The sequence below is a fragment of the Actinoplanes philippinensis genome, from assembly GCF_900113015.1.
Lineage (GTDB): Bacteria > Actinomycetota > Actinomycetes > Mycobacteriales > Micromonosporaceae > Actinoplanes > Actinoplanes philippinensis.
In genome coordinates this window covers 511,555-527,817 of sequence record NZ_FONV01000007.1, presented here as the reverse complement: position 1 = coordinate 527,817, position 16,263 = coordinate 511,555, and the positions used below count along the sequence as shown (strand labels likewise).

Sequence of the window (16,263 nt, the reverse complement as noted above, 5' to 3'; positions counted from 1 at the left end):
CGTCGTGGAGGCCGGCGACGGCTGCGTCGTTCGGCGGTCACCATCGTGTTGTGCGGTTACGGTTGTGCCGGCCAAGGTGGAGCGCGCGGTCAGGGACGGTTTGTCAGGCTGTGACCACTACGGGGGTGCCCGGGTCCACCTGGGCCAGCAAGGTGCGCATGCCGGCGGCTGGAGTGCGGACGCAACCGTTGGACACGTCCCTGCCGAAGGCTGACGTGTTCGTCCAGGCGTGGATGCCGGTGTGGGCGGCGCGCAGGCTGGGGGCCAGTTTCTCCGGCTCCTCGGGGACCGAACCGAGCACCAGCGCGTCCAGCCCGGCGTAGACGGCGCCGGATGTGCCGGTGCGGCCGAGCACGAACGTGCGCCCGTGTGGGGTCGGCGTCTTGTCGGTGCCGATCGCGACGGTCCAGCGGTCCTGTTCGGCACCCTCGCGTAGCCAGGTCATCCGGCGTTTGCCCAGGCTGACGATGATCTGGTCGCGTACGGGCTCCGGGGACCAGCCGGTCTCCGGCAACCAGCCGATCGTGCGGTTGGAGGACGGGGTCAGGACGGCGGCCCAGCCATTTTGCCGGGCGACGATCGGGACGACTACCGCCAAGCCGCTGATCCGGGGTGGCAGGTAGGCGCGTGGGTGGCCGCCGGGTGCGTCGTACAGCGCTTTCCTCTCCGCGGGTCGCAGAGCCTCGGTGATCGGCACGACGGAGGTCGGGTCGGGGTCGGCGGGCAGGCCGCGCGGGCCCTTCGCGTAGGCGATGACCGGGAGGTCGGCGGGTGGTTCGGCGGCCGGTGGCACGGTGGCCGACGGCGTCGCGGAGGTCGGTGCGGCGGCGGAGACGATCGGCTGGGCGAGGCCGGACTCGTCCGGCTCGGTGCCGCCGCGGGTCAGGCGGATGCCAGCGAGGACGGCGACAACCAGCGCGATCACCGTCAGCGTCAAGTAGAGGCGGGTCCGGCTGATCGGCATCAACCCAGGGTAGCGGCGTACGGTCCGGGCGATTCGTCCCTCATTCACCCCGGCGCGGAAGGAGGAATTCCGCGGTGTGGGAGGGGGGATTCGTCCCGTTCTCCGCGGTGCGGGAGGAAGAAGTCGTTCCCCAGTCGCCCCGGCGCGGAAGGAGGGCGGCCCGGAAAGACCGGCCGGTGGGGGAGAGAACGGACCGTGGGAGGCAGGGCGCCCGGAAGGAGGAAGGAAGAGGGGCGGGAGCCGGGGAAGTGGTGTCGGTAACTCCCACTGCGGAGGAAGGGATTTCCGGGGATAGGGTGATCGCATGCTGCGGAAGCTGGGTTTCCTGACCATCGGGCTGTTCGATGAGGCGGATCCGCGTCTCGGGCATGAGTCCACGCTGGAGATCATCGAGCTGGGGGAGCGCCTCGGGTTCGACAGCGCCTGGCTGCGGCATCGGCATCTGCAGTTCGGCATCTCGTCACCGGTGGCGGTGCTGGCCGCGGCCGGTCAGCGGACCAGCCGGATCGAGCTGGGCACCGCTGTCATCCCGCTGGGCTGGGAGAATCCGCTGCGTCTCGCGGAGGATCTGGCCACCGTCGACCTGCTCTCCGGCGGCCGCCTCAACCCGGGCGTCAGCGTCGGGCCGCCGATGCAGTTCGACCGCGTCAAGGACGCGCTGTATCCGGACACGGCCGACGCGGAGGACTTCAGCTTCACCCGGGTCGAGCGATTTCTTTCGGCGGTACGCGGTGAGCCCGTCACGTCGTTCGCCGGTTTCGAAGGGTTCGAGCAGTTCTCCGACCGGGTCCAGCCGCACGCCGCGGGTCTCGCGTCCCGCCTCTGGTATGGCGGGGGCAGTCTGCGGTCGGCGCGCTGGGCCGGTGAGCACGGCATGAACTTCCTGACCAGCAGTGTGGTGAAAGCCGAGGAGTCGGAGGATTTCGAGCAGATCCAGTTGTCGCACATCCGCGAGTTCCGGGCACATCATCCGGACGGGGAGAAGGCCCGGGTCTCGCAGGGTCTGGTGGTAATCCCCACGGACAGCGCCACCCCGCAGCAGGTTGCAAAATATCGACAGTATGCCGAAAAGCGGACACCGCGAACGCTGACTCCGCAGGGTCGGGCCCGGATGATGTTCGCCCCGGACATCGTCGGCACCTCCACCGAGATCGCCGAGCGGCTGAACGGCCACGCCGCCTTCCGCGAGATCGACGAGGTGGCGTTCGCGCTGCCGTTCACCTTCGAGCACGACGACTACGTGCAGATCCTCACGGACATGGCGACGAGTCTGGGCCCGGCTCTGGGCTGGAGTCCGGCAGCCGCACGGTGACGACGAGCCCGCCGCCGTCGCGGGGCCGGGCGTCGACGGCGCCGCCGTGGGCGCGGGCCACCGACCGGACGATGGACAGTCCCAGGCCGGCGCCGTGGGACGAGGTCACCCGGTCGCCGTCGCCGCGGCGGAACGGTTCGAAGAGGGCTGCCACGTCGTAGGCGGGGACCACCGGCCCGGAATTGGTGACGGTTATCGTTGCGTTCGGGCCGCTTTCCACCCGTACCCAATCGGTGGGCTCTTTGTTGTTGTGCCTTATGCCGTTCTCCACCAGGTTGCGGACGAGCTGTTCGAGCAGCAGCCCGTCACCGCAGGTGGGCGCGGGGCCGGCGGCGACGGTGACCCGCACCCCGGCCGCGGTGGCCTCGGCCGCGGTCTGCTCGGCGACGTGCGACACCACGTCGGCCAGGTCGACGGGGCCGGCGGCGGGCAGCTCCTGTTCCGAGCGGGCGAGCAGCAACAAGCCGCTGATCAGACGTTCGTGCCTGGTGTTGATCTTCAGTAGGTCCTCGCCGAGCCGGATCACGTCCGGTGACGCGGTCCTGCGGTGCATGGCGAGCTCGACGAGCGCCCGGTTGAGAGTGAGCGGGGTGCGCAGTTCGTGGGACGCGTTGGCGACGAAGCGCCGCTGCCCGTCGAAAGCGTGTTCCAGGCGTTCCACCATCCCGTCGAAGGTGTCGGCCAGTTCTTTCACCTCGTCGTCCGGTCCGTGCAGGTGGATGCGCTGCTGGAGCCCACGTTCGGCGGCGATCCTGCGAGCGGTGGCGGTGACCCGGTGCAGCGGCGCCAGCATCCGGCCGGTCAGCACCCACGCGGACGCAAAAGCGACCACCGCGACCAGCAGGAAGGCGACCGCGCCCTGCTGGAAGAATGACCGGCTGACCTCCTCGACCTGAGCCTGGATCAGCTGGTCGGCGGCCTCGCCGGTGAGGACCACGTCGTTGTTGACGATGACGCGTTTGAGGTTGCGGCCGCCGTCGATGGCGGGCGGGGTGAGCGTCCACGGCAGCTGGTTACGGAACAGCAGGTAGGTGACGCCGAGCAGGGCCAGGCCGGCGACCAGGAAGAACCCGAACCAGACGAGGGTGAGCCGCAGGCGAAGCGTGGGCCGGGGGAGCCTCATGCGATCCGGTACCCGACGCCTGGCAGGGTGTCGATGATCTGTGGGTCGCCGAGTTTGCGGCGCAGTTTCAGGATCGCGAGCCGGACCGCGCCGGTGAACGGGTCGGCGTGCTCGTCCCACGCCTTCTCCAGCAGATGCTCGGCGGAGACCACGGCCCCGTCGGCGCGCAGCAGCTCGAACAGCACGGCGAACTCCTTCTTCGACAGCGACACGTACCGTCCGTCGCGGGTGACCTCACGGCGGGCCGGGTCGAGGGTGATCCCGGCGCGGCGCAGCACCGGCGGCACGCCCGGCCGGGTGCGCCGGCCCAGCGCGAGGACCCGCGCGGCCAGCTCCGGCATGGCGAACGGCTTCGTCAGGTAATCGTCGGCGCCGATCGACAGCCCGGCCACCCGGTCGCCGATCTCGGCGGCGGCGGTCAGCATCAGCACCCGGGCCTCGCTGCCGCCGGCGACCATCCGCCGGCACACCTCGTCGCCGTGCACGCGGGGCAGATCGCGGTCGAGGATCACCACGTCGTAGTCGTTGACGCCGACGCGGTCCAGGGCGGCGGCGCCGTCACCCGCCACGTCGACGGCGTGCGACTCCTCGCGCAGCCACTCGGCGATCGCCTCGGCGAGCAGCCGCTCGTCCTCCACCACCAGGATCCGCATCCGCCGATCGTGTCACCCGCCGTGTTTCCGCGGTGTTGGCGTCTCGGTCGCCGCCCGTGGAGGCCGCGGCCGGTGGAAGCCAACGCCTGCGGAGGCCGATGCCGTGGAGGCCGCGGCCGGTGGAAGCCAACACCTGCGGAGGCCGATGCCGTGGAAGCCGCGGCCCGTGGAAGCCAACGCCTGCGGAGGCCGATGCCGTGGCAGCCAACGCCGCGGAAACAGCGTCCCGGGTTCGCTGTTGCCCCATGAGAATCGTGACCTGCGTGACCCTTGTCCTTCTCCTGTGCGGCTGCGCCTCGGCGGGGACGCCGGAGCCCGCCGCCTCCGCCGACCCGGACGCCCGTAACCTGAAGTTCGCCGCCTGCCTGCGCGAGCAGGGCCTCGACGTGCCCGACCCGGAGCCGGGCAAGGGCATGACGCTCAAGTTCGGCCCCGGCAGCGACCAGCAGAAGGTGCAGGCCGCGATGGAGGCCTGCCGCGAGTGGGCGCCGCAGGGGATCGCCGGCGGCGCCGCGCCCGACCCGTCCCGCGACGCCACGATGCGCGACTACGCGCGGTGCATGCGCGACAACGGGGTCGCCGCGTTCCCCGACCCGGAGGGCGGCCTGATCCGCCTGAACGGCGACGCCGCCGAGGACCCGGACTTCACGACCGCCGAGAAGGCGTGCGCGTCGCTGATGCGGGCCCCGCGGTGAGCGGCCGTGCCCTGAAGATCGTCGCCGGGGTGGTGGCGGTCGCCTCGGCGGGCGCGGCGGCGGCGCTGGCGGCACGGCCCGGCGCGGGTGGCGCCGCCGGCGACACCGACCGGCTGCCGCCGGCCACCGCGACCATCACCCGGGGCACGTTGCGGGAGTCGGTGGAGGCCGACGGCGAGTTGGGGTACGGCCCGGCGCGCACCGCCACCGCACGCACCCCCGGCACCGTGACCTGGCTACCGGACAGCGGCGCCCGGGTGACCCGCGGGAAGCCGCTCTACCGCATCGACGAGCGGCCCGCGGTGCTGATGTACGGCCCGGTGCCCGCCTACCGCGACCTGTCACCCGGCGCCGAGGGCCGGGACGTCGCCCAGCTGGAACGCAACCTGTCGGCGCTCGGCTACGACGGCTTCACCGTCGACGACGAGTACACGGGCGCCACCGCCGACGCCGTCGAACGCTGGCAGGAGGACAACGGCCTGCCGGGGACCGGGGTCCTGCGGCTCGGCCAGGTGGTGTTCGCGTCCGGCCCGGTCCGGGTCGGTTCGCTGATCGCCGAGCCGGGCGGATCCGTCGCGCCCGGCCGTGACCTGCTCACCTGGACCGGCACGAGCAAGGTGATCACGGTACGGCTGGACCTGGCCGACGGCGCCGTGGCGAAGGTGGGCGCGATCGCGGTGGTGACCCTGCCGGACGGGGAGCGGGCCGAGGGGAAGGTGACCGAGGCGGCCATCGTGACCGAGGAGCGTGCCACCGAGATCGAGGCGCAGATCGCGGTGACCGGCGTAGCTCTGGAGAACGCTGCGGTGGACGTGACGTTCACCGCAGCGGAACGCGAGGGCGTGCTGATCGTGCCGGTGGCGGCGCTGCTGGCGGCCCCCGGCGGCGGTTTCGCGGTCGAGGTCGTCGACGGCACGACCAGCCGGCGGGTGCCGGTACGGACGGGCCTGTTCGCCGACGGCCGGGTCGAGATCACCGGCGACGGCCTGGCCGAGGGCGCGACCGTCGGGGTGCCGGCGTGATCGAGCTGACCGAGGTGACGAAGTCGTACCCGGGTGGCGTGACCGCCCTGGACCGGGTCAGCCTGCACATCGCAGCCGGCGAGATGGTCGCCGTGGTCGGCCCGTCCGGCTCCGGCAAGTCGACGGTCCTGCACCTGATCGGCACCCTGGACCGGCCCACCTCGGGCACGGTCCGCATCGACGGGCACGACGTGGCCGGCCTGCCCGACCGGCGGCTCGCGGCGCTGCGGGCCGCCCGGATCGGGTTCGTCTTCCAGCAGTTCCACCTGGCGGCCGGGACGAGCGCCCTGGACAACGTCGCCGACGGTCTGCTCTACCAGGGGGTACGCCGTCCGGAGCGGCGCCGCAGGGCGGCCGTGGCGCTGGACCGGGTCGGACTCGGGCACCGGCTGCGGCACGATCCGCACGAGCTGTCCGGCGGGGAACGCCAGCGGGTCGCGATCGCCCGTGCCGTCGTCGGCCGCCCGCCGCTGCTGCTCGCCGACGAGCCGACCGGCGCTCTCGACTCCCGCTCCGGCGAGGAGGTGATGGCGCTGCTGACCGAGCTCAACGCGGACGGCACCACGGTCGTGATCATCACGCACGACCGGGAGATCGCGGAGTCCGTACCCCGCCGGATCCGGATGCGCGACGGCCGGGTCCTGACCGGGGAGGTGGTCCGGTGAGATTCGCCGACGTGGTCCGGGTCGGCGGCGCCGGCCTGCGGGCGCGGCCGGCGCGGGCGTTCCTGTCCGCGCTCGGCATCGCCATCGGGATCGCGGCGATGGTCGCGGTCGTCGGCATCTCCTCGTCGTCGGGGGCGGAGCTGGACCGCACCCTGTCGGCGCTCGGCACCGACCTGCTGACCGTCGGGCCGGGACAGACCCTGCTCGGCGAGGAGGCCGACCTGCCGCTCGAGGCCGAGTCGATGATCGAGCGGATCGACGGCGTCGAGGCGGTCTCGGCGATCGGCCGGATCGGCGGCGACGCCAAGGTGTACCGCTCGGAGAAGATCCCGGCCGCGCAGACCGGCGGGATCGTCGCGTCCGCGGCCCGGGAGGACCTGCCGGCCACGGTCGGCGCCACCCTGCGCGACGGCCGGTGGCTCACCGCCGGCACCGGCAGCTTCCCCGCCGTCGTGCTCGGCTCCGCGGCCGCCGAACGGCTCGGCATCGGCGCCGCCGGACCGGACACGCAGGTGGTGATCGGTGGCGTCCGGTTCACCGTGACCGGCGTCCTCGACCCGGTTCCGCTCGCCGCCGAGCTGGACAGCGCCGCCCTGGTCGGCTGGCCGTCGGCGACCCGCTGGCTGGGCTTCGACGGGCACGCCACCACCGTCTGGACCCGGTCCGACGAGTCCCGCCTGGCCGCCGTCCGCGGACTGCTCGCGGCGACCGCCAACCCGTCGGCGCCGAACGAGGTCGAGGTGTCCCGCCCGTCCGACGCGCTCGCCGCCAAGCAGGCCACCGGTCAGGCGTTCGCCGGGCTCCTCCTCGGCGTCGGGGCGGTCGCGCTGCTGGTCGGCGGGGTCGGGGTGGCCAACACGATGGTCATCTCGGTGCTGGAACGGCGCCCGGAGATCGGCCTGCGGCGGGCGCTCGGCGCGACCCGGGGGGCGATCCGGCTGCAGTTCCTCGCCGAGTCGCTGCTGCTGTCGGCGCTCGGCGGGGCCGGCGGAGTGCTGTTCGGGGCCGCGGTGACGGCCGGTTACGCCACGTACAAGATGTGGCCGTGGGTGATCCCGCCGTGGGCGCTCGGCGGCGGTCTGGCCGCGACACTGGCCATCGGCGGGGCCGCCGGTCTCTATCCCGCGGTACGCGCCGCACGCCTCGCACCCACGGAAGCGCTGTCGACGCCGTGACCATACCCGCCATCTGGAGAAATAGACGAGCGTAGCTGAATTTCGGGGATAATCTTGGCGTATCAGATCAGTTCCCTGGGCAGGCGGTGGCGCGCATGTCCGATCGGCGATCCGTGGTGCGGCAACGTCAGCTCGACGCGACGCTCTGTCACCATCTCCGAGCGATGTCGGTGTCGCACGCCCGGGTGCAACGGCTGGCCGCCCTGCGGATCGGCGTCTCCGTCGCGCTGGCCGGGACCGGGCTGCTCGCCGTCCTGGCCGGCTCGCTGAACGCCACCGCCTTCACCCGCTCGCTGAGCATCACCGTCACCGTGGCCGGTGCGCTCTGGGCGCTGCTCTACTCGCTGGGCCTCGCGTCCTGGGCGCACCGGGAGTTGCTGCGGGCCGCGCTGCTGCAGGAGACCTTCGAGGTACGGCTCTTCCACCTCGGCTGGAACCACGTGCTCGCCGGGGACGAGGTTCCGGCCGAGGACGTGCACAAGCTCAGCAGCCGGTTCCGCGGCTCGGAGGACTCGCTGCGGGTGTCGTACGCGATGCCGAGCCTGCCGTCGCCGTTCGACGTGCTCGCCCGCCAGCAGCAGAACCTCGCCTGGGGCGGCCGGGTCCGCCGCCGGTACGCTCGCGCCGTCCTGGCCGGCCTCCTCGCCTGGACCGCGTTCGGCCTGCTCAGCGCACTGCTCCGGGGCTCCACGATGGTCGACTTCCTGGTGCAGTGGTGCGTGCCGTCACTCGGTCTGCTGATGCTCGGCTGGGACACGTTCCGCGAACAGCGCGGCATCTACGCCGACCGGCGCCGGGTCGCCCGGTGGTCGCGCGCCCGCTGCCTGCAGGCCGCCGCATCCAGTCAGGACCCGGCGACCCGCCAGGAGCTGTGGCTGATGGCCCGGCAGGTCCAGGACCAGCTCTTCCTCACCCGGCGCCGGGCGCCGCGGGTGCCGTCCTGGTTCTTTCGCCGCTACTACCTGCAGGACAGCAGCGACTTCACGGCCGGGCTGGCCGCCATGCGGCGGGCGCTGGCCGACGCGGGCCTGCCCCGCAGGCGTCTGTGAGGCGTTTCCACCCGGCTGGTTCCGCGGGCGGCGAGATCGCGCTTCCGCCCGGCGGCGGGCCGTCAGGAGGGCGGTACGACCGCCCGCGCCAGGCGCCCGGCGAGGCCGTCGACGAACATCAGCAGGGCGAACTCGAAGCTGTCCCGGTCGACGCTGTCGGCGTGCTCGCGCAGCCGGTGCGCGTCCCCCAGGGACGGGTAGCGGTCCAGGTAGACCTGCACGTCGTCGACGAACCCGCGGGAGAAGCTGCCCATCGCCGCGCCGAGGACAAGATACTTCGTCGACGCGCCGATCATGGTGGCCTCGCGCGGCGGCCAGCCGGCGGCGACCAGGCCGCCGTGGATGGCGTCGGCCCGGCGGAGGGACGCGTCGCGCTGGCCGGGGCCGCGGGCCAGGAACGGCACGATGTTCGGATGTTCGGCGAGCGCCGCCCGGTAGGACCGCGCCCAGGCCAGCAGCCCGTCACGCCAGCCGTCGGTGAACGCGGAGACGTCCACCCTCTCCATGATCTCGCTGGCCACGTCGTCGAGCAGCTGTTCCTTGGTGGGGTAGTGGAAGTACAGCGCGGGCGCCGAGACGCCGAGGGCGGCGGCGAGTTTGCGCATGCTGAGCCCGTCGAGCCCGTCACGGTCGATGATCTCCAGCGCGGAGGCGCGGATGCCGGCCTGGCTGAGCAGCGGTGTGGTCGGCCGCGGCATGTGAAGACCCCCTTGGTTTGCCTAACGCTGTTAAGTTAGCATGGCCCCAGAAACCTGACAGCGTTCAATTACGGGAGCCGCTATGGACCTCGGCCTGACGGCGGAACAGCAGCAGTTCCAGGACCTGGCCCGCGAGTGGGTGGATCGTGAGGTCGTGCCGCACGCCACCGAGTGGGACCGGGCCGAGCAGGTCGACACGAAGATCGTCGGCAAGCTCGCCGAGCTGGGTTTCCTCGGTCTCGGGATCGACGAGGAGTGGGGCGGCTCGGGCGGTGACTTCCTGACGTACTGCCTGATGATGGAAGAACTCGGCCGCGGTGACACGTCGGTCCGCGGGATCGTCTCGGTCTCTCTGGGTCTGGTTTCCAAAAGCATCCAGAAATATGGCACAGAAGAGCAAAAATCCCGCTGGTTGCCCGCACTGTGCGGCGGCGAGATGCTCGGCTGCTTCGGTCTGACCGAGCCCGGCACCGGTTCCGATGCGGGTTCGCTGATCACCAGGGCAGTCCGGGATGGCGACGACTGGGTGCTGAGCGGTGAAAAGATCTTCATCACCAACGGCACCTGGGCCGGGGTGGCTTTGATCTTCGCGCGAACCGGCGGCCCAGGGCCGAAGGGGATCACAGCGTTCCTGGTGCCGACCGACAAAAGCGGATTTGTTCGAAACGAAATCAAGGGCAAACTGGGCCTGCGCGGCCAGGCCACCGCCTCGATCAGCCTGGACGAGGTCCGGGTCGGCGACGAAGCGAGACTCGGTGCGGAGGGCGAGGGTTTCACGATCGCGATGACCGCCCTCGACAAGGGCCGTATCGCGGTGGCCGCCGGTTCGGTCGGCCTGGCCCGGGGCTGCCTGGAGGCGTCCATCGCGTACGCCAAGGACCGCTCCCAGTTCGGCAAGCCCATCGCCGGCTACCAGCTGGTCCAGGAGATGATCGCCGACATGGCGGTCGAGACCGACGCCGCCCGCCTGCTCGTCTGGCGTGCCGCCGACCTGGTCGACCGCGGCCTGCCGTTCCGCACCGAGGCGTCGATGGCCAAGCTGTTCGCCACCGAGTCCGCCGTCAAGGCCGCCAACCAGGCCATCCAGATCTTCGGGGGGTATGGCTACGTCGACGAGTTCCCGGTCGGCAAGGCCATGCGCGACGCCCGGGTCACCACCCTCTACGAGGGCACCAGCCAGATCCAGAAACTGCTCATCGGCCGTGCGCTGACCGGGATCAGCGCGTTCTGACCACGGAGGTTGAAATGAGTCGCGTCGCCATCGTCACCGGGGCCGCGAGAGGTATCGGCGCCGCCACCGCCATCCAGTTCGCCCGCGAGGGAGCGTCCGTCGCCGTGCTCGACCTCGACGAGCAGGCCTGCGCCGAGGTCGTCGACCGGATCAAGGCGTCCGGCGGGACCGCGATCGCGTTCGGCTGCGACGTCGCGGACGAGGCCCAGGTGGACGCCGTGGTCAACAAGGTCGCCGGCGAGTTGGGCGGGGTGGACGTGCTGGTGAACAATGCCGGCGTGCTCCGTGACAACCTGCTGCACAAGATGTCCGCCTCCGACTGGGACATCGTGATGAACGTGCACCTGCGCGGCGCGTTCCTGTGCAGCCGGGCCGCCCAGCGGCACATGGTCGCCAAACGCTCCGGCAAGATCGTGAACACGTCGAGCGTGTCCGCGCTCGGCAACCGGGGCCAGGCCAACTACTCCGCCGCCAAAGCGGGCATCCAGGGCCTGACCAGGACTCTCGCGATGGAGCTGGGGCCGTTCAACATCAACGTCAACGCGGTGGCGCCGGGCTTCATCGTCACCGAGATGACCGACGCGACCGCCGCCCGGGTCGGCATCTCCGCCGCCGACATGCGGGCCAAGGCCGCCGAGATCACCCCGCTGCGGCGGGTCGGCCGGCCGGAGGACGTGGCCCGGGTGGTCGCGTTCCTCGCCAGTGACGCGGCATCCTTCATCACCGGGCAGACGATCTACGTCGACGGCGGACGCCGTCTCTAGAAAGGACAAGGCGAGAGCATGCGCCGCACTGTTTTCAACGAGGACCACGAGGCGTTCCGCCAGACCCTGCGGGAGTTCATCGAGGCCGAGGTGGTGCCCCGCTACGACCAGTGGTTCGCCGACGGCCAGGTCCCGCGCGACTTCTACAAGCAGCTCGCCGAGCTGGGCCTGTTCGGCATCGAGGTGCCGGAGGAGTACGGCGGCGCCGGCATCGACAGCTTCAAGTTCGCCGCCGTCCAGACCGAGGAGACCATGCGGGCCGGGGTCTCGTTCGGGGCGGCCGGGGCGCACGTCGCGCTGGGCCTGCCGTACCTGCTGGACCTGGGCACCGAGGAGCAGAAGCGGCGCTGGCTGCCCGACTTCGTCTCCGGCGACACGATGTACGCGCTGGCCATGACCGAGCCGGGCACCGGCAGCGACCTGGCCGGCATGAGCACCACGGCGAAGCTGAGCGAGGACGGCACGCACTACGTGCTCAACGGCGCGAAGACCTTCATCACCGGTGGTGTCCTCGCCGACCGGGTGATCGTCTGCGCGCGGACCTCCCCGTCGAAACCCGACGACCGCCGTTACGGCATCACCCTGCTCAACGTCGACACCACGCTGCCCGGCTACTCGGTCGGCCGCAAGCTCGACAAGCTGGGCCTGCGTACCTCCGACACCGGCGAGCTGGCGTTCGTCGACGTGAAGGTGCCGGTCGAGGACCGCCTCGGCGAGGAGAACAAGGGCTTCTACTACCTCGGCAAGAACCTGCCGAAGGAGCGCCTGAGCATTGCCTACGGGGCGTACGCGCAGGCCGCCGCCGCGGTCCGGTTCGCCAAGCAGTACGTGCAGGACCGCAAGGTCTTCGGCCAGCCGGTCGCCAGTTTCCAGAACACCAAGTTCGAGCTGGCCGCCTGCCAGGCCGAGGTGGACGCCGCGCAGGCGGTCGCCGACCGGGCCCTGGAGGCGCTGGACGTGGGCGAGCTGACCGCCGCCGAGGCCGCCTCGGCGAAACTCTTCTGCACCGAGGCCGCGCACCGGGTCATCGACCGCTGCCTGCAGCTGCACGGCGGTTACGGCTTCATCAACGAGTACCCGATCGCCCGCCTCTACGCCGACAACCGCGTCAACCGGATCTACGGCGGCACGTCCGAGGTGATGAAGATGATCATCGCCAAGGACATGGGCCTTTAAACCCTCATACGGTACGGGTGTCCCCGTACCGCCGAAGCCGACGCAGTTCCCGGGCCACCGCGCGACGTCCGCGGTGGCCCGGGCCGAAACGCGCCCGCCGGGCTGAATCCGGTGGGGGAGAGCGGCCCCACCGGGTTCCAGGGTGATCGCATGCTGGTGCTCTCCGCCTCCGACGTGCACGAACTGCTCACTCCTGCCGTGAGCTGATGCGCGAGGCCCTGACCGCGCTCGTCGGCGCCCGGATCCTGACCGTTTTCCGTCGCGGCACCCAGGCGCCGGCTCATCTGCGGGCGATGGCGGCCGACTTCGACGAGGTGCGGGTGGCCGACCGTGGCACCACCGACCCTGCCGGCGCGGACATCGTCGTCACCGCCACCACAGCCACCGACCCGATCCTGTTCGCGAAGTGGGCCGACCCGGGCACGCACATCAACGCGGTCGGTTCGTCCATCCCCACCGCCGCCGAACTGGAACCCGAACTCCTGGCCCGGGCCGCCCTGTTCACCGACCGCCGCGAGTCGCTGCTGAACGAGTCAGGCGACTACCGGCGCGCCACCCACCTGATCGATCCCGGTCACATCCGCGGCGAACTGGGCGAGGTCCTGACCGGCCGGCTCCCCGGGCGCACCACCCCGGACGAGATCACCGTCTTCAAGTCGCCGGGTCTGGCCGTCGAGGACGTGGTGGTGGCCCGCCACCTGCACGAGCACGCACTGGCCACCGGCCGGGGCGGCAGGTCGACTTCTGTCCGGCCCGCCGGCCGCCGCCTCGTGGGCGTGGAGACAGTCGCCGTTGATCCAGTTCAGTCCTTCGTTGAGCGGCGGCAGAACCGCGGCCGGCGCGCGGCGGCCGGAATCGCCTAGGAGACCCTCATCCGCCCAGACTGACCGGACCGGCCCTGTCGAGGTGAGGCTCTAGGCTGCCGGGCATGGCGATTCTGCACAAGGCGACCATCGTTCCCAGCAAGCTCGAACTGCTCGCGGCCTGGCTACCCACCCGGCCCTGGTATGGCGCCCCGGCCGGCAGCGGCAGCCCGGCCGGGAGTGGTGGCTCGGCCGGGAGTGGTGGCTCGGCCGGCAGTGGTGGCTCGGCCGGCAGTGGTGGCTCGGCCGGGAGTGGTGGCTCGGCCGGGAGTGGTGGCTCGGCCGGGAGTGATGGCCCGGCCCGGAGTGATGGCTCGGCCGGGAGTGGCAGTTCGGCCGTCGTGCCGGAGCGGGTGGCCGCGGCCCGGTTCGACGACCCGGCCGGCGAGGTCGGTATCGAGACGTTGATCGTCCGCGCCGGTGACGGCCCGCTGCTGCACGTGCCGCTGACCTACCGGGACGCGCCGCTGGCCGGGGCCGACGAATGGCTGGTCGGGACCACCGAGCACTCGGTGCTGGGCACCCGCTGGGTCTACGACGCCGAGGGTGATCCGGTCTACCGGGCGGTGGTCGCCGAGACGATCCGCTCCGGTGGGCACGAGGCCGCCGAGGAGTTCGAGGTCGACGGCCTGACGGTGACCCGGGAACCGGCGATGCGGCTGCGCGGCAGCACCGCCGACCCGGGCGACGTGTCCGGCGACCTGACCGTGGTCCGGACGATCGGCCCGGTGATCGCGATGGGCGCCACCCTGACCGGCACCTGGGACGGCGAGTCAGCGGTCCTGGCCCTCCTCACCTAGAAACCCGGCGCCCCCGGAGATCGACATCAGCGCCCCGCCCCGCAGCGGCGCGTCACGAACCCCAAAACCGCCCGGAAGCAGCGATGCCGTGCCGCCGGGCGATCGTCGCAGGGCCGGAGGCAGCGTTGGCGTGCCGCCGGGTGATCGTCGCAGGGCCGGAGGCAGCGTTGGCGTGCCGCCGGGCGATCGTCGCAGGGCCGGAGGCAGCGTTGGCGTGCCGCCGGGTGATCGTCGCAGGGCCGGAGGCAGCGTTGGCGTGCCGCTGGGTGATCGTCGCCAGGGCCGGAAGCAGCGATGCCGTGCGGCCGGGCGATCGTCGCAGGCCGGAAGCAGCGATGCCGTGCCGCCGGGCGATCGTCTCAGGGCCGGAGGCAGCGTTGGCGTGCCGCTGGGCGATCGTCTCAGGGCCGGAAGCAGCGGTGGCGTGCCGCTGGGTGATTTGTCTCCGGGTGGGATGCGGCGCTGGTGTGCCGCTGGGTGATGTGTCTCAGCCGGGCGGTGGGGTGGCGCGGGGGACCGTGGCCGGCGGTGCGGGCTACAGGGCGTCGCCGGCGGTGCGGGCTACAGGGCGTCGCCCGCTTTGCGGGCGGCGATCAGGACCGGGTCCCAGACCGGGGCGTACGGCGGGGCGTAACCGAGGTCGAGGGCGGTCATCTCGGTGACCGTCATCCGGTTCCACACGGCGACCGCGAACGCGTCGATCCGCTTGGCCGCCTCGGCCCGGCCGACGATCTGGGCGCCGAGCAGCAGCCCGGTGTCCTTCTCGGCGATCACCTTGACGGTCATCGGGACCGCCCCGGGGAAGTAGCCGGCCCGGTTGGTGGACTCGACGGTGGCTGTCACGTACCGGAATCCGGCCGCCTCCGCCTCCTTCGACGACAGCCCGGTCCGCGCCACCTCCAGGTCGCAGATCTTGGTGATCGCCGTGCCGATCACGCCGGGGAACGTGGCGTACCCGCCGCCGATGTTGATCCCGGCGACCCGGCCCTGCTTGTTGGCGTGGGTGCCGAGCGGGATGTGCGCGGGCCGCCCGCTGACCAGATGGGTGACCTGCGTGCAGTCGCCGGCCGCCCACACGCCCTCGACGATGCCGTCCGGGCCGGTGACCCGCTGCCGCAGGTCGGTGGCGAGCGCGCCGGTGACGCCGAGCGGCAGCCCGGCCGCGTCGGCGAGCGCCGTGTTGGGCCGCACGCCGAGCCCGAGGACCACCACGTCGGCGGGCAGCACCCCGTCGTCGGTGACGACCGCGCGGACCTGCCCGTCGGCGGTCTCCAGTCCCTGCACGGTCACCCCGGTACGCAACGCGATGCCCAGCCCTCGGATGGAGTCGGCGACGAGCGCCCCCATGTCCGGGTCGACCGTGGACATCGGCTGCCCGGCCCGCTCGACGAGGGTGACGCGCAGGCCACGGCGTTGCAGGGCCTCGGCCATCTCGACACCGATGTAGCCGGCGCCGATCACGACGGCGGTGTCCCGGCCGGGCTCCAGCCACTCCTGCAGAGCCGCGGCGTCGCCGAGGGTCTGTACGCCGAAGATCCCCTTCGCGGGCGTGTCGGCCCACGCCGGCCGGACCGGGGTCGCGCCGGCCGCGTACACCAGATGGTCGAAGCTCTCGGTGCGGTCCGCGCCGGACGAGCGGACCGTGACCGTGCGCGAACGGAGGTCGATGCCGGTGACCTCGTGTCCGGTGTGGACCTCGATGCCGTTGGCCCGGTGGGCGGCCGGGTCGCGGGCGATGAGCCCGTCCGGCCCGTCGACGAGCCCGCCGACCCAGTAGGGGATCCCGCACGCCGAGTAGGAGGTGTACTCGCCCCGTTCGAAGGCCGCGATGTCGAGGTCGCCGGGCTTGAGCAGACGGCGCGCCTGGGATGCGGCGGACATTCCGGCCGCGTCGCCGCCGATGACGATCAGTCGCATCCGGTCATTCTGCCTCTGTTACCGCTGGATTTCGGCGAAAGCCGCGCGGGACGGTTGCCCAGCGCATCGGCGTCGCTCTATGGTGACCTCACCGCACCCCATTGTCGCCGGGGCGTTCTCCCCGCCATTCGTCGAAGCGCTTCGACGAATCATTCC

At 71.9% G+C, this 16,263-nt stretch carries 16 protein-coding genes; 11 read left to right on the top strand and 5 right to left on the bottom strand.

Annotated features, from left to right (window positions below):
* Nucleotides 1–103 precede the first annotated feature (103 nt).
* Nucleotides 104–964: a L,D-transpeptidase gene (locus BM290_RS21035; RefSeq protein ID WP_093616591.1), complete on the bottom strand. Its 861-nt coding sequence runs from the start codon at nt 962–964 to the stop codon at nt 104–106.
* A 304-nt stretch (nt 965–1,268) separates the two neighbouring features.
* Between BM290_RS21035 and BM290_RS21030 the strand changes: the two genes are divergently transcribed.
* A complete protein-coding gene (locus BM290_RS21030) occupies nt 1,269–2,276 on the top strand; it encodes an LLM class flavin-dependent oxidoreductase (RefSeq protein ID WP_093616589.1) in 1,008 nt (335 codons plus the stop codon).
* Here BM290_RS21030 and BM290_RS21025 read toward each other — a convergent pair.
* Both BM290_RS21025 and BM290_RS21020 read right to left on the bottom strand, forming a co-directional pair.
* Nucleotides 2,215–3,399 carry a sensor histidine kinase gene (locus tag BM290_RS21025; RefSeq protein ID WP_093616587.1) on the bottom strand — a complete coding sequence of 395 codons (1,185 nt, stop codon included), beginning with the start codon at nt 3,397–3,399 and terminating at the stop codon, nt 2,215–2,217. The genes BM290_RS21030 and BM290_RS21025 overlap by 62 nt on opposite strands.
* On the bottom strand, nt 3,396–4,052 hold the full coding sequence (locus BM290_RS21020) for a response regulator transcription factor (protein ID WP_093616585.1): 657 nt from the start codon (nt 4,050–4,052) through the stop codon (nt 3,396–3,398). The genes BM290_RS21025 and BM290_RS21020 overlap by 4 nt, the downstream gene beginning before the upstream one ends.
* A 263-nt stretch (nt 4,053–4,315) precedes the next feature.
* Here BM290_RS21020 and BM290_RS21015 point away from each other — a divergent pair, with 263 nt between their 5' ends.
* The 5 genes from BM290_RS21015 to BM290_RS20995 all read left to right on the top strand — a co-directional run bounded on the left by BM290_RS21015 (nt 4,316) and on the right by BM290_RS20995 (nt 8,658).
* A complete protein-coding gene (locus BM290_RS21015; protein ID WP_143133855.1) occupies nt 4,316–4,747 on the top strand; it encodes a hypothetical protein in 432 nt (143 codons plus the stop codon).
* Complete coding sequence (locus BM290_RS21010) at nt 4,717–5,769, top strand: efflux RND transporter periplasmic adaptor subunit (protein WP_093616581.1); 1,053 nt, start codon at nt 4,717–4,719, stop codon at nt 5,767–5,769. The genes BM290_RS21015 and BM290_RS21010 overlap by 31 nt, the downstream gene beginning before the upstream one ends.
* Nucleotides 5,766–6,434 (top strand): ABC transporter ATP-binding protein, encoded by a 669-nt coding sequence (locus tag BM290_RS21005; protein WP_093616579.1) that lies wholly within the window; start codon nt 5,766–5,768, stop codon nt 6,432–6,434. Before BM290_RS21010 ends, BM290_RS21005 begins: the two co-directional genes overlap by 4 nt.
* Complete coding sequence (locus BM290_RS21000; protein WP_093616577.1) at nt 6,431–7,609, top strand: ABC transporter permease; 1,179 nt, start codon at nt 6,431–6,433, stop codon at nt 7,607–7,609. The genes BM290_RS21005 and BM290_RS21000 overlap by 4 nt, the downstream gene beginning before the upstream one ends.
* 95 nt (nt 7,610–7,704) lie before the next feature.
* Nucleotides 7,705–8,658 (top strand): S-4TM family putative pore-forming effector, encoded by a 954-nt coding sequence (locus BM290_RS20995; protein ID WP_143133854.1) that lies wholly within the window; start codon nt 7,705–7,707, stop codon nt 8,656–8,658.
* A 62-nt stretch (nt 8,659–8,720) separates the two neighbouring features.
* Here the strand turns inward: BM290_RS20995 and BM290_RS20990 are convergent, their stop codons facing one another.
* Nucleotides 8,721–9,356, bottom strand: a complete 636-nt coding sequence (locus BM290_RS20990) for a TetR/AcrR family transcriptional regulator (protein WP_093616573.1) — start codon at nt 9,354–9,356, stop codon at nt 8,721–8,723.
* 82 nt (nt 9,357–9,438) lie between these two features.
* Here BM290_RS20990 and BM290_RS20985 point away from each other — a divergent pair, with 82 nt between their 5' ends.
* The 5 genes from BM290_RS20985 to BM290_RS48475 all read left to right on the top strand — a co-directional run bounded on the left by BM290_RS20985 (nt 9,439) and on the right by BM290_RS48475 (nt 14,190).
* Nucleotides 9,439–10,587 carry an acyl-CoA dehydrogenase family protein gene (locus BM290_RS20985; RefSeq protein ID WP_093616571.1) on the top strand — a complete coding sequence of 383 codons (1,149 nt, stop codon included), beginning with the start codon at nt 9,439–9,441 and terminating at the stop codon, nt 10,585–10,587.
* Nucleotides 10,588–10,601: 14 nt separating this feature from the next.
* On the top strand, nt 10,602–11,351 hold the full coding sequence (fabG, locus tag BM290_RS20980) for a 3-oxoacyl-ACP reductase FabG (protein ID WP_093616569.1): 750 nt from the start codon (nt 10,602–10,604) through the stop codon (nt 11,349–11,351).
* A gap of 18 nt (nt 11,352–11,369) precedes the next feature.
* Complete coding sequence (locus BM290_RS20975; protein WP_093616567.1) at nt 11,370–12,527, top strand: acyl-CoA dehydrogenase family protein; 1,158 nt, start codon at nt 11,370–11,372, stop codon at nt 12,525–12,527.
* A 206-nt stretch (nt 12,528–12,733) separates the two neighbouring features.
* Nucleotides 12,734–13,390, top strand: a complete 657-nt coding sequence (locus BM290_RS20970; protein WP_093616565.1) for an ornithine cyclodeaminase family protein — start codon at nt 12,734–12,736, stop codon at nt 13,388–13,390.
* A gap of 65 nt (nt 13,391–13,455) precedes the next feature.
* Nucleotides 13,456–14,190: a maltokinase N-terminal cap-like domain-containing protein gene (locus tag BM290_RS48475; protein WP_239143627.1), complete on the top strand. Its 735-nt coding sequence runs from the start codon at nt 13,456–13,458 to the stop codon at nt 14,188–14,190.
* 561 nt (nt 14,191–14,751) lie between these two features.
* Here BM290_RS48475 and BM290_RS20960 read toward each other — a convergent pair.
* Nucleotides 14,752–16,107, bottom strand: a complete 1,356-nt coding sequence (locus BM290_RS20960; protein ID WP_093616563.1) for an FAD-dependent oxidoreductase — start codon at nt 16,105–16,107, stop codon at nt 14,752–14,754.
* Nucleotides 16,108–16,263 lie beyond the last annotated feature (156 nt).